At 30.7% G+C, this 15,184-nt stretch carries 7 protein-coding genes; all 7 read left to right on the top strand.

The annotated features are described in order from the left end of the window. The first annotated feature begins 323 nt into the window (after positions 1-323). Positions 324-1,739, top strand: a complete 1,416-nt coding sequence (locus AABM47_RS07725; RefSeq protein ID WP_338410352.1) for a T9SS type A sorting domain-containing protein — start codon at positions 324-326, stop codon at positions 1,737-1,739. A 214-nt stretch (positions 1,740-1,953) separates the two neighbouring features. Then, positions 1,954-4,635: a two-component regulator propeller domain-containing protein gene (locus AABM47_RS07730; protein ID WP_338410353.1), complete on the top strand. Its 2,682-nt coding sequence runs from the start codon at positions 1,954-1,956 to the stop codon at positions 4,633-4,635. Between the two features lie 285 nt (positions 4,636-4,920). After that, a complete protein-coding gene (locus tag AABM47_RS07735; protein WP_338410354.1) occupies positions 4,921-7,974 on the top strand; it encodes a TonB-dependent receptor in 3,054 nt (1,017 codons plus the stop codon). Between the two features lie 10 nt (positions 7,975-7,984). Then, positions 7,985-9,454 (top strand): RagB/SusD family nutrient uptake outer membrane protein, encoded by a 1,470-nt coding sequence (locus tag AABM47_RS07740; RefSeq protein WP_338410355.1) that lies wholly within the window; start codon positions 7,985-7,987, stop codon positions 9,452-9,454. A gap of 14 nt (positions 9,455-9,468) precedes the next feature. Next, positions 9,469-11,010 (top strand): hypothetical protein, encoded by a 1,542-nt coding sequence (locus AABM47_RS07745; RefSeq protein WP_338410356.1) that lies wholly within the window; start codon positions 9,469-9,471, stop codon positions 11,008-11,010. A gap of 12 nt (positions 11,011-11,022) precedes the next feature. After that, complete coding sequence (locus tag AABM47_RS07750) at positions 11,023-12,666, top strand: glycoside hydrolase family 16 protein (protein ID WP_338410357.1); 1,644 nt, start codon at positions 11,023-11,025, stop codon at positions 12,664-12,666. Between the two features lie 330 nt (positions 12,667-12,996). Continuing rightward, positions 12,997-15,184, top strand: a 2,188-nt coding sequence (locus AABM47_RS07755) for a glycoside hydrolase family 2 TIM barrel-domain containing protein (protein ID WP_338410358.1), incomplete at its 3' end; no start/stop codon positions are given.

Raw genomic sequence — 15,184 nt, forward strand, 5'->3', positions numbered from 1 at the left:
ATACACAACTTTTTCTTTGTTTTTTTTAATTTTAAGCACAAACAACCTATTTTATGACTTTCAACAGGTCAATTGCTTTTTAACTGCGGTTAAAAAAACTATACATTACCTATACTAAACCGTTATAATAGTTGTTTAAATGTCTCTTTTGTATAAAGGATTTCATTTTGTAACGTGTTGTTTTTCTATTATTTATTGACTTTCTTATTGTTTTTAAGTATTTATAAAAATGTATAGTTTCTATATCACTAATTATTAATATCACATTTATTTATAAGATATATTTGATATAATTAAATATTTAACTCAAAAAAATAGATATTATGAAAAAAATTACTTACTTATTAATTCTTTTTACTGTTTCATTTGCTTTTTCGCAACAGCAACAGTATAATTTAGGATTTGAATCTGGAACTCCTTCAGGAACCCTAGCTAATTGGACAACATTTGAAAATCCATCTCCAAGTGCAGAAATAATCACCAATCCCGATCCTGATGGCGTAAACACTTCAGCAACTACTCAAGTTTTAAAATTAATTGCAACTCAAAATTCAGCTTGTTATGCGGGTACAATTAATCTGCATGGTACTTTAGGGACTTGGCAATTAGATGCAGGTGTGACTAGTAATTTAACTTTAAGTATGAAAGTTAATAAAAGTATAGCTGGTAAGGTAGGAATAAAATTTGCAAATGCTACCAATGGAACCGTTTTTGAAATCTCTGATAATCAAGGTTTGGTTACAACTCTTAACGAATGGGTAAATTTAACTTGGAATATTTCTGGTTTTAACGCTGGTGACAATGTTAATATTGACCAAGTTGTTGTATTTATTGACTTTACTTGTGGTGGTGCAAATAGAACATCTGATGTACAACTTTTAGTTGATGATATTACTTGGGGTGCCAATAAGTTAACTGACCCAGCAACATGTACTGATGGTGTAATGAATGGTTCTGAAACAGGTATTGATTGCGGTGGAAATTGTGCACCTTGTGCAGGACAAGAACCTCTAGTTGCTGCTCCAACTCCTCCAGCTAGAGATGCTGCAGATGTTGTTTCAATATACAGTGGTGCTTATACTAATGTTACTTTAGATGAATTACCAACTATTTGGTCACAATTAGGAAATTTTTCAGTAATGCAGATTGAAGGAAATGATACTTGGAAAATAACTGGGTGTGAATTTATTGGTATAGTAACAAATTATACAAATGGTGTTAATCTTACTAACATGGAAAAAATGCATATTGATTATTGGACGCCAGACACTAATCCTATCGGTGTTAAAATTGTCAATACTGTTGACGGTGGTGAAGCTATTGCTCCTTTAGGAACAACTGTAACAGGTTCATGGCAAAGTATTGAAGTAGATATGTCTTCTTTTGCTGCGTTACCAAATAAAACAAAAATTACGCAATTATTAATTGATCCTTCGGCACCTTCTTTACTATACATTGATAATTTTTATTTTTATAAAGTAGCTACTGCTAGTTCTGAATCTTTTACTGATTCAAAAGTTAATATGTATCCAAATCCAACAAATAATATTGTAAATATTACTTCTATTGAAAATATTGATTCTGTTTCTGTTGTAAATGTTTTAGGACAAACGGTTATGAATAAATTAGTAAATTCTAAAGATTTTACGTTGGACATTTCTGAATTAAACTCTGGTCAATATTTCTTAAACTTAAATTCTAACGGTTTAAAAGTTGTTAAGAAATTAATCAAAAACTAGTTCTTTAATTATTAAGATTATAAAAAGGTATGCTTTTGCATGCCTTTTTTTATTATTTTTACATTTATTATGTATTCAACTCATTAATTATTTTATTTTGAAATATAAGATTCTATTAGTATTGTTTTTTTCTTTTCAATTTTTTTTCTGTCAAGAACTACCGCCAATAGTTAAATATAGTCAAACTGACTACAAAGCAGGTATTCAAAATTGGATGATTTCTCAAGATGAAAATCATTTCATGTTTTTTGCTAATAATGAAGGGTTATTAGAATTTAATGGTTCAAAATGGACCTTGTACCCATCTTCAAATGAAACCATAATACGATCCGTTAAATGTATAAATAAAAAAATTTATACAGGTTCTTATATGGATTTTGGTTTTTGGGAAAGACAAAAAAATGGACAATTGAAATACGAATCATTAACTAAAAATATAAAAGAAAAACTAGTTGATGATGAACAATTTTGGGGAATTTTTAGTTACGACGATTGGATCCTTTTTCAATCATTACAAAATATATATGCTTACAATACAAAAACAAACAAGTTCTCAGTAATTTCTCCAAGCAATACTATATTTAAGACATATCAAACCTCAAAAGGAATTTATTTTCAAACAAATAATGGTTTATTTGAAATCGTTAATGGAAAAAGCAAAATCTTTTTAAGTAAAGACTTTATTCAAGAAAAAAAGATAATAAGTCTTATTGAATCTGAAGATGGACTTTTATTGGTTACACAAAAACAAGGAATATACAGTTATAGAAATAATGAATTTAAAAAACATAACACTTCTATAGACAAGGAGTTGAGCCAATGTAGTATTTATAGTTTTAAACTTTTATCTGACGGTAATTTTATTATTGGTACAATTTCAAATGGTATTTTTATATTAAATAAAAACGGTGACTTGGTCTATAAAATTACCCAATATAATGGTCTTAGTAATAATACTATTTTATCTTTATTTGAGGATTCAGATAATAATTTATGGATAGGTTTAGATAATGGAATTAATTGCATAAACATGCAATCTCCGGTTAAAAGTTTTGTAGATATTACAGGTTTAATAGGAACCGTTTATGCGTCTAAAATTCAAAACAACATACTTTATATAGGCACAAATCAAGGATTGTTTTATAAAAACATAAATTCTGTCTCTGATTTTAAATTTATTAAAGGTACAAACGGTCAAGTTTGGTCTTTATACGAACACAATAAAACCCTTTTTTGTGGTCATGATTCAGGAACATTTATAATTGAAAAAGACCTAGCTTCCTTAATTTATAAACAATCAGGAACCTGGAAATTTGAATCGTTACCTTTTAACAAAAACATTATTCTTCAAGGTAATTATTCTGGTATTTCTTTATTAGAATTTAAAAATGGAAAATGGCTTTTTAAAAATAAAATTAAAGGTTTTGATTACTCCTCTCGATATTTTGAAATTATTAAAGATGAGATCTATGTTAGTCATGAATATAAAGGAATTTATAGGTTTAAAGCAAATAAAAATTTAACAAGCGCTACAGTTGTATTTGAATATAAAACGCCATTAAAAGGAAAAAATGCAAGTTTAGTAAAATTAAATAATCAAATTTATTATGCATCAAGAGCAGGTGTTTTTAAATTAGATTCAAAAACAAAAGAATTTAAAAAAGATAGTATTTTAAGCACTATATATGACAAAGATGAATATGTTACAGGTAAAATGGTAGTCGACAAGTCAAATGATTTATGGTTTTTTACCAAAAATTATATTTACAATTTTTCATCAAGCAAAATGTCCTTTGACTTAAAAAAAACCAGCTTGCCTATTTCAGCCTCTTTAACAAACTCAATGTCAGGATATGAAAATATTGTTAAAATAAATGAAGCGGCTTATTTAATTGGAACAACAGATGGATATTATATATTAGAAAATAATAATATAAATTTTAAAAAATACAAAGTTACTCTTACTCAAATTAGCAATAACATATTAAATCAAAAGCCTTTTTATAATTCAATATATGAAGAGGGTTCTTTTAATTATAAGCAAAACAATGTGGTATTTAATTATACCATACCTGAATATGATTCGTATATCAATTCAGAATTTCAATTTAAATTGATAGGATTACAAAATCAATGGAGTAAGTGGGATTCTAAATCATCAACAGTTTTTAAAAACTTAGCTCCAGGTGATTATGTTTTTAGCGTGAGAGCAAAAGTGGCTAATTCTATAACTGAAAACATATCTTCATATTCATTTTCTATAAAAAAACCATGGTACAGTAATACATGGGCAAAATTTATTTATTTCATATCCTTTCTTGTACTGTTATATTTTGTAAATAAATATTATTCAAATTATCACGAAAAAAGACATCAAAGTATAATAGCCGAAAATAATCTATTGCTCGAGTTAAAAGAATTAGAATCCAATCAAGAAATCATGAGAATTAAAAATGAGCAACTTAGTTTAGATGTAGATAAGAAAAATAAAGAACTAGCTGTTTCTACATTAAATTTATTAAAAAAGACGGAGTTGTTGAACATAATAAAAGAAGATTTAAAAAACTCTACTGGAGACACTTCTAATAGAAGTATAAAATCTATTATTACAACAATTACAAAAAATGTAAAAGAAGAAGATACCTGGAATGTTTTTAAAGAAGCCTTTGATAATGTAGATAATAACTTTATAAAAACAGTAAAGCAAACACACTCTTCTTTAACCCCAAATGATTTAAGACTATGTGCTTATTTAAGGCTTAACTTATCCTCTAAAGAGATTGCACCACTTATCAATATTTCTGTACGAAGTGTAGAAATAAAGCGCTATCGTTTGCGTAAAAAAATGGATTTATCACACGAACAAGGTTTAGTGGAATATATTTTATCAATTTAACACTACCATTTATAAATTTTACCCATACATAGCCACAACATTTATATATATAAACTCATATTCTATAGTGCAAATAGGCAATAAATAATTATATTATCTGCTTATATACAGTCTTTTTTTTAATTAATTCATATTTTTTTTAACAAATTACCGTAATGTATATTTTTTGTTGTGGTGTAAACGGACTTTTAAAGCTCGTTTTATCATAATTTGCATTTGAAAATAAAACATTTCAATATTCAACAAATAAATATTGAAATTATTAAATTAACAAATTATAGATATATGAAATCAAGTATTTTAGTATTCACACTTTTTCTTTTTTCCATAACTGTATTTTCTCAAAAATACGAGTTATCTGGTAGGATAGTAGACTCAAAAACGGGTGAAGTCCTTTTAGGAGTTAACATTATTAACACAACAACCAAAACTGGTGTTATTTCAGATTTTGATGGAAATTTTACTATCTCAGACAATCCATCAGGTTCAACTCTAGTATTTAGTTACGTAGGGTATAATGACTTTAATAAAGTAATTAACAAATCTGAAAAAGTAACCATTTCATTGACTGAAAATGTGGAAGCTTTGAAAGATATTGTTGTTATTGGATATGGAACAAAAACTAAGAAAGATGTTACGGGTTCCATTGCTATAGTAGATAGTAAAATTATAGAAGATTTAAGACCTATTAAAGCAGAACAAGCGCTTCAAGGTACGGTTGCTGGAGTATATGTTTCTTCAGGTTCTGGTGCACCTGGCTCTGGTTTTGACATAAGAATTAGAGGAATTTCTTCTAATGGTAATAATGGTCCTTTAGTGTTAATTGACGGTTATCAAGGTAGTATGGATTTATTAAATCCATCGGATATTGAATCCATCACTGTACTTAAAGATGCACAGGCTGCTGTTTATGGTGCTGTTGGTGCTAATGGTGTTGTTATTGTTACCACAAAACAAGGTAAGAAAAATGCAAAAACTAAAGTTTCATTTAATTCATATACAGGTTTTCAGCAAACAACTAAAAAAATCAATTTGTTAAATGCTCAAGAATATGCATTGCTACTTAATGAAAGTAATGCAAATGCAGGTTTAACAATACCATACCCTTCAATCGTTGGGATTGGAAAAGGGACTGATTGGCAAGATCAAGTTTTAAAAAATGCTCCAATCATTAATAATGACATGTCTGTTTCGGGTGGTTCAGAAAAAATGACCTTTGCATTTAGTGCATCTAAAATAAAGCAAGACGGTATTGTAGGTCTCGATAAATCTGGGTTTGACAGAGGAACAGCAAGAATTGCTGTAGGTGTAGACCTATCAGACAAATTTAAATTTTCAACAAATTTAATTTATACCGATTTTAATAGACAAGGTTTAAATGAAGGCGGATTAGGTTCTGTATTATTTAACGCTTTAAATACACCTTCAACATTAACGCCTTATGATGCAAATGGTGCATATACTTTAGTTCCTGCCACACCTGGTTTTGGTAATGAGGTAATAAACCCATTAGCTCAAATTACTAACACGTATAACAGTTATAATCAAGAACGTTTAAATGGTGGTATGAGTTTAGAATTTAAAGCGACAAGCGATTTAAAATTTACTACTCGTTATGGTTTTCAAAGAGGTAATAGTGTAGCAAAATCATTTAACATGTTAGTTGATTATGGTATTGGAAAAGTTTTTAATAACGTAAGTCAAAGTACGGTATCTCAAAACACACAAAAATTTAACAACTATACTTTTGACTTTTATGCTGAATATGAAAAGTCTTTTGCAGAAAAACATAATGTAAAAGTAACCGTTGGTGGTACTTTATATGAAGAGGGTGGCGAAGGTTTATATGCAACAGGTTATGACGTACCCTATAACTTATGGGAATATGCAGACATTGCTCTTGCAAACGGTCCGGCACCAGAAGGTGTATTAACTGTTGGGTCATATAAGTCTGCAGCTTACAAAAGACCTTCTTTGTTTTCTACAGTAGATTATGATTATAGCGGAAAATATTTACTTTCTGTGATTTTAAGAAGAGATCAATCTTCAAGGTTTGCTCCTAATAACAGTGTAGCTTTTTTTAATTCTGTTTTAGGTGGTTGGATTATTTCTGACGAAGAATTTTTTAATCAAGACAGTAAAGTTAATTTCTTAAAATTAAGAGCCAGTTATGGAACTTTAGGTAATGATGCTATTGGTAATAATGATTACCGTTCGTTATTATCAGGTGAGGGTACATATGTGTTTGATGGTATTTTGTCAAACGGAACTGCATTAGGTCAAATTCCGAATCCAGATGTTAAATGGGAATTTGACACCAAATTAGATGTGGGTATTGATGCTAAAATGTTTAATAATAAACTTGAAATTACGGCAGATTATTTTAACAATAAGCGTAGCGATTTGTTAATTAGAGGCACACCTGTTTCGGGAATTAATGGCCAAGGTGCTCCAGGTTCTGGAAACCCAACCGTAAATGCAGGAACGGTTAGAAATACAGGATTTGAATTAGCCTTAAACTACAAAAACGAAATTAAAGATTTTAAATACAGTTTAGGATTTAATGTAACTACTATAAATAACGAAGTATTAGAAGTTAAAAATTCAACTGGATTTATTGAAAGTGGCGCATTTGGTATTGGTCAACAATCTCCAACAAGAATGCAAGTTGGTCAACCGATAGGATCATTTTATGGATTACAAACGGATGGAATATTTCAAAATCAAGCCGAGGTTAATGCTCACCCTTCTCAAGCTGGTCTAGGAACGGCAGCTTCTCCTGGAGACATACGTTTTAAAGATGTTAACGGAGATGGTGTAGTAAATTTAGATGATAGAACATTTATTGGTAAATCAATTGCAGATTATACCTTAGGATTTAATTTAAATTTAAAATATAAAGGTTTTGATTTTGTTGCTTATTCGTATGCGTCAGTTGGAAATGATTTGATTCGTAATTATGAAAGAACTGAAAACAACTTAAACAAATTAAACTATGTATTGGGTAGATGGACAGGAGAAGGAACTAGTAATGATGTGCCACGAGTTACAGCAGGCGCTTCATCAAACAATTTATTTTCAAATTATTTTGTAGAAGATGCTTCGTTCTTTAGAATTCAAAACATCCAATTAGGATACTCGCTTCCAGATTCTTTTATAAAGAAAGCGGGTATGAGTAAAGTACGTATTTATGCATCAGCAAACAATATATATACGTTTACAAACTATAAAGGATATGACCCATCAGCAAATAGTGGAGACCCTATTTCAGGTGGTATTGACTACGGATTTTATCCTACTCCAAAAACATATGTATTAGGTTTAAATGTTAATTTTTAAAAAAATGAAAATGAAAAAATATAGTTTAAAAACACTTTTATTAGTATGTGCAGCTTTTGCAGTTTCGTGTTCAGACGAATTTGTAAACGAAGAAGCGCCATATGTAATTGACTCTGAAAATTATTTCAACACAGAAACTGATTATAACGATGCACTTATAGGTGCATATGATTTATTACAATCATCTTATTTAAATGTATTGTTAGGAGAAATTGCTTCTGATAATACTTTAGCAGGTGGAGAAAGTGCTACAGATGTTGTAGGAATACAACAAGTTGATGACATGATTCACACCCCGGTTAATGCACAATTAAAAAACATTTGGGATTGGATGTTTGCTGGTGTATATAGAGCCAGTTATATTTTAGAATTTAAGGATAAAACCGATTTTCCAAACAAAAATCAAGTAATTGCCGAAACACGTTTCTTAAAAGCATACTATAATTTTGAATTGACTAAATGGTTTGGACCAATTCCAATAAAAGTAGATCAACGATTTAGCGTTAAAGATATTGAATCACTTCCACGTTCTTCGGTAGCAGAAGTATATGCTAACATAGAGAGTGATTTGCTTTTTGCAGTAGAACATTTAAATGCTTCAGCTTCTCAAACTGGTAGAGCAACAAAAGGAGCTGCTCAAGCTTTGTTAGGTAAAGTTTATTTGTATCAAAACAAATATGTAGATGCTTCAGCTATTTTAGAGCAAGTAATTTTAAGTGGTAGTTACTCTTTAGTTTCTGATTACAATACCATTTTTGAAAATTCAGGTGAAAATGGTTCAGAATCTGTTTTTGAAGTTCAATATACAGATACTGAAGGTGCTGGTTTTGGATGTTTGCAGTGTAGTGAAGGTAATGTAGCAGTTGGATTCAACGGAATACGTAATTATTCAGGACCTTTATTTGATTCAGGATACAGTTTTAATGTACCCACACAAGCCGTGTATAATTCATTTGAAGTAGGAGATAATCGTAAAGATGTAGCCATTTTAAACATCGTTTCATGGGCAGCATCTAATAATGCTTCTTTTGGAGAAGGAAATGAGCATACCGGATTTTATAATAGAAAATATATCGCAAGACAAGGGGATACCAATATAGGTGATCAAAACTTAACAAATCCAAACAACTACAGATCTATTCGTTATGCAGATGTTTTGTTAATGGCTGCAGAAGCTTTTAACAGAGGTGGAATTAACGATGAAAAAGCTAGAGATTATTTAAATCAAGTTAGAGAAAGAGCATTTGGAGATGTAAATCATAATATTTCATCATCTGGTGCTGCGTTGACTGATTTTATTTGGGCCGAACGTAATTTTGAATTAGTTGGAGAAGGACATCGCTTTTTTGATTTAGTAAGAACCGGTAGAGCAGCACAAGCTATTCCAGGTTTTATAACAGGTAAGCATGAATTATTTCCAGTGCCTTTCGAAGAAATTCAATTCTCAAACGGCAATTGGCAACAAAATCCTAATTATTAAATAAATAAATAAAAATGAAAAAATATATAGCATTAGTAATCATTGCATTCATTTTTGGATGTACCTCAGATAATGACTTGATAGATATAAATAATATCGATGCACCAACCAACGTATCGGCTTTGTTCACAATAAAGCAAGATAACTCAGGATTAGTTACCATTACTCCAAGTGGTGATGGTGTTACACAGTACGAAGTTTTCTATAGTGATGCCTCTAATGAAAGTGACGTATTAAATCCAGGCGGTACAACTTCTCATGTATATTTAGAGGGTGTTTATCCTGTAAAAATTATAGCAACCACATTAAACGGTTTACAAACCGAAATCATAAAAGAATTAACTGTTTCTTTTATAGCTCCAGAAAACTTAGTAGCAATCATTACTCCTGTAACTGGAAATAATATGGCTATTAAAGTTAGTGCAACAGCTGATTTAGAAACCTACTTTCAAGTGTTTTATGGTGAAGATCCAGCACAAGTACCAGTTGACTTTATGCAAGGTGATGAGGTTACTCATACCTATACAAATGTTGGAATATATGAAGTGAGAGTAGTCGCTTTAACAGGTGGTATTGCATTTGCTGAAGATATACAACAAGTAATAATTTCAAATCCAATTTTATTACCAATTAATTTTGAATCATCTACATTAAATTATGCTTTTGTTAATTTTGGCGGTGCTTCAACTACAGTTGTAGATAATCCATATATGAATGTTGATAACACCAGTTCTAAAGTAGCTAAATTGAACAAAGGAAATGGTTCTGAAGTTTGGGCGGGTTCTTTTATTGAATTAGGTTCACCAATTGATTTTTCAACATTACAAAAAATAAAAATCAAATGCTATGCGCCAGCAGCAGGCAAAATAATTCGAATGAAACTTGAAAACAGTGCTAACGCAAATGTTTTCTTAGAATTAGATGCAACAACAACTGTTGCAAATGCTTGGGAAGAACTTGTTTTTGATTTTACGGGTGCCGTATCCTCAAATAACTATCAAAAAATTGTAATTTTTTACGACTTTGGTAATGCAGGAACAAATTCTGATTACTATTATGATGATGTTGAATTAACATCTGGAGCACCTACTGTCGAATTACCTTTAGATTTTGAATCTAGTGTTTTGACTTATACTTTTACCAATTTTGGCGGAGCTGGAGTTTCTATAATTGCAAATCCAGATGCTTCAGGCATAAACACTAGTGCAAACGTTGCACATATGAACAAAGGAAATGGTTCTCAAACTTGGGCAGGATCCTTTATTGAGTTAGATGCTCCTATTGATTTTTCTTCTTTGCAAAAAATAAAAATCAAATCTTGGGCGCCAGCAGCAGGAAAAATCATTCGAATGAAACTAGAAAACAGCACAAATCCCAATGTATTCTTAGAAGTAGACGCAACAACAGTAACAGCAAATGGTTGGGAAGAATTAACTTTTGATTTCACAGGTGTAAATTCTGCAAACAATTATCAAAAAGTAGTTCTTTTTTATGATTTTGGAAATGCAGGAACAGGAGCTGATTATTATTTTGATGATATTATACAATTTAATTAAAAACACAAAACAATGAAAAAAATACATAAACTTTTTATTCTTGCAGCAACTTTTATTTTAATGGTAGGTTGTCAAGATAATTTAGAAACTTTTGGCGATATAAATACACCTACAAACCTTGCAGTAAATTTTGTAATTCAAGGAGTCACTACAGATTTACCGAATGGTGACGGCTCTGGAAAAGTAGATTTTATTGCAACAGCAGATAATGCTATTTCATATAAATATATTTTTAACGATGGCGATATAAATGCTCCAAGTGGCACTTTAAACAAAAGGTTTACTTTAACAGGTACACATGTATATTCTGTTACTGTTATTGCAAGCGGTAAAGGGGGAGTTGCATCTTCAATTACTCTAGATATTGAAGTATTCAGTTTGTTTGAAGATCCAGAAACTGTTCAGTTTTTAACAAATGGTACTACAAAAAAATGGTATTGGTCAGCATCTGAACAGGGTCATTTAGGTGTAGGTCAAAACAACGACGATGAATCTGCAAATTATTATGCAAATTATTATCAAGCAACACCTTTTGAAAAGGCAGCTACAACAGATAGTAGCTGTTTGTATGAAAATGAATTAACTTTTTCATTAGTAGGCGAACAATTAAAATACGAACTAAATAATGGGGGAAGTACTTTTTTTAATACTTCCTATGAAAATGTAGCAGGAGGATCTCAAGGTTTCGATTTTTGCTACGCTTTTGACACATCAGGTATAAAATCAGTTTCATTAAGTCCTTCTGAATCATTTGTTTCTCAAAACACTGAAGCTTCTTCTCAAACAAGAGGTACTATGATGAATTTTTCAGATAATGGCTTTATGGGATATTATATTGGTCAATCGTCATATGAAATTATATCTATTACAAACAATAGAATGGTTGTTAGAGCAGTTATGGGTAACAATGCATCTTTAGCTTGGTATCATATTTTTACAACTACTTTGCCTGTTCAAAACCCTCCAACAGATTATACAAATTTAGTTTGGTCTGATGAATTTGATGTTGATGGTGTGCCAGATACAACTAAATGGGGATATGACCTTGGTGCTGGAGGCGGATGGGGTAATAATGAAGTTCAAACCTATACCAATGCTGCATCAAATGTAACTGTATCTGCTGGTAATTTAGTAATTACTGCTCTTAAAACAGGTTCTTCATACACTTCTGCAAGATTAAAATCAGAAAATAAATTTGAATTTACTTATGGTAAAGTTGAAGCAAGAGCAAAACTTCCATTTGGAGGTGGAACGTGGCCTGCAATTTGGATGTTAGGTCAAGATTACGCAACAAATACATGGCCTGCTTGTGGTGAGATTGATATTATGGAACATAAAGGTAATATGCAAAACACGATACATGGTACACTGCATTATCCGGGTGTATCACCTGGTGGTGGAAATGGAGGTACTACAGTAATTCAAAATGCGAGTACACAATACCATATTTATAAAACCATTTGGAGTCCAACTTCAATTCAGTTCTTTGTTGATGACGTTTTATTCCATTCTGTACCAAATACAAATACATTACCCTTTAATAGCGATTTCTTTTTGATATTGAATGTTGCAATGGGAGGAGATTTTGGAGGTACAATTGATCCTGCATTTACGCAGTCAAGTATGGAAATTGATTATATAAGAGTATATCAATAATATATAAAAGAATTTGCGATTCAGTTTTTTATAAATTGGGTCGCATTTTTTATTTACATCAATTTATCAGTTTTAAAGCTTACAAATTACTATACAACAACACATCACTTTATTAATAATTTACGCTTTAATTATATAATTAGATTTCTTTATTGTCTTTTAATGCGTTATCATGTTGTTTGTTAAAAAATTACACAACTAAAAAAAATATATTTAGATGTATATGTTTTGTTGTAGTAAGTAATTATTTTTATGAATATATTAATTTTATTTTTACGATTCTTATAATTAAAACATTCAAAAATTCTTATAATATCAAAAGTTTTACAAATGAAAAAAATATTTTTAGTAGCCTTTTTCTGTTGCTTTACAACTTCTTTTTTTGCACAAGCAGATAAAGTAGTTATAGAAAATAACTCAAACGGTATGCGATTGCTTGTTAATGGTGATCCTTTTATTATTAATGGAATGAATTGGGATTATATTCCTATTTCACAAAATTACAGTTATGTATTATGGAATCAATCCGATGATATTATAAGAGCTGCTTTAGATAGCGAAATGAGTTTGCTAAAAAACATGGGTGTAAATACCATCAGACAATACACAGGCATACAGCCAAAATGGATTACATATATCTACGAAAAATATGGCATCTATACAATGCTTAATCACTCTTTTGGTAGATATGGAGTTTCTATTAACGGCACATGGGTTGCTAATACAGAGTACTCTAATTCTGTAGTTAAAAAAAATTTATTAAAAGAAACAGAAGATTTGGTAAACGAATATAAAAATACAAAAGGACTTTTGTTATTTTTATTAGGAAATGAAAACAATTATGGATTGTTTTGGGATGGTGCAGCTACAGAAAATATTCCTTTAGAAGAAAGAAAATCTACTAAAAGAGCTGTTAGTATGTATAAGCTTTTTAATGAAGCGGTATTAGGAATGAAAAAAATTGATACTTCACACCCAATAGCCATTTGTAATGGTGATTTATTATTTTTAGACATCATAGCAAAAGAATGTAAAGACATCGACATCTTAGGTACAAATATGTATAGAGGTGTTTCATTTGTTGATGCTTTTGATCGTGTAAAAAAAGAATTAAATAAACCACTTTTATTTACAGAGTTTGGTGCTGACGCTTTTAATACACTTGATAATGCCGAAGACCAAAAATCTCAAGCCTATTATATGGTAAACAACTGGAAAGAAATTTACGAAAACGCAGCAGGTCTTGGTAAAGCAAACAACTCTTTAGGTGGTTTTACTTTTCAATTTAGTGACGGATGGTGGAAGTATGGACAAACTAAAAATTTAGATGTACATGATGATAACGCTTCATGGGGAAATCAGGGTTATTCGTATGACTTTAAACTAGGCGCTAACAACATGAATGAAGAATGGTTTGGTATTTGTGCAAAAGGCGCAACAAACACCAGAGGATTATACGATCTATATCCAAGAGCGGCATACTATTCATTAAAACAAGCTCATTTAATTAATCCTTATGAAAAAGGAATTACTTTAGATTATATAGAAAATCATTTCAAAAACATCAGTTTGACTGATGCTGTTTTAAGAGCCAGAGGCGACAAAGCAGCTTTAGGAGGAAATGATAATCAAATTTTAAAAATCAGCAACTTAAGAGCAGAATTTACAACGTTTAACACAGGTGGACGTTTAGTTACAACTCCAACTAACGCAGAAGAAAATTCAACTTCATATCCAAACCAATTGGGTTTTGATCATATGGAGTCTTATTACATTGGTGTGGAAGGCAATCCTGCACCAAATATGAAAGCTAATGTAAATGTAAATATTTTAGGTCGGGTTGCAGAAAACCCCATCAATGAAATATTTTATGAAAATAGAGGTAGAGCCCAAACCGTTTCTTCAGAAGATGGAACCATGCAACTTACAGATAATAACAGAGTTCAAATTTATAACGCTTCTTACACATGGAGTGCTAAAGAGTTTGATGTAAGAGGCTTTTATAGAACAGGTCATTATCATTGGGGCTACGAAGGTGATTTTTTTGGTTTATATCCTGAAGCTAACTACGGTCCAAATTTAGATTTATATAACGGAGAAGTTATGGGTTTTGAATTGGACGGAAAAAGAAGTTTAGACGGATTAAAAGCAGCTTTTGGACCACAGTTATGGTGGGGAGCAAATCCAGCTTTTTTATTAAAATACAGTAAAAAAATCGGAATTTTTGATGCAACTGCAGTATATCACGAAGACATTGATGATGCAGGTGCTGCCACAACGTCTATAGCGATTCCACTTCCAAAAACAAGAAGAGCAACTCTGCATTTAAAAACTACAGTAGGAGCATTTGGTTTAGAACTTGGAGGAATATGGGGTGGTCAACCATTAAACAATAGAGTTTTTCAATATGCTATAGAAAACACACCAGGTAATTATGCTACATATGACGATAAAGTAAAAACAACGGACAATTGGGGTGGAAAAGCAAAAATTACTTTTTCTAAAGGCCGTTTCAATG

It is taken from the genome of uncultured Flavobacterium sp. (assembly GCF_963925415.1).
Classification (GTDB): Bacteria; Bacteroidota; Bacteroidia; order Flavobacteriales; family Flavobacteriaceae; genus Flavobacterium.

Coding starts and splice junctions, on each gene's coding strand:
- AABM47_RS07750 (WP_338410357.1), top strand. CDS start 11,023: ATGAAAAAAATACATAAACTTTTTATTCTTGCAGCAACTTTTATTTTA.
- AABM47_RS07735 (WP_338410354.1), top strand. CDS start 4,921: ATGAAATCAAGTATTTTAGTATTCACACTTTTTCTTTTTTCCATAACT.
- AABM47_RS07725 (WP_338410352.1), top strand. CDS start 324: ATGAAAAAAATTACTTACTTATTAATTCTTTTTACTGTTTCATTTGCT.
- AABM47_RS07745 (WP_338410356.1), top strand. CDS start 9,469: ATGAAAAAATATATAGCATTAGTAATCATTGCATTCATTTTTGGATGT.
- AABM47_RS07740 (WP_338410355.1), top strand. CDS start 7,985: ATGAAAAAATATAGTTTAAAAACACTTTTATTAGTATGTGCAGCTTTT.
- AABM47_RS07730 (WP_338410353.1), top strand. CDS start 1,954: ATGATTTCTCAAGATGAAAATCATTTCATGTTTTTTGCTAATAATGAA.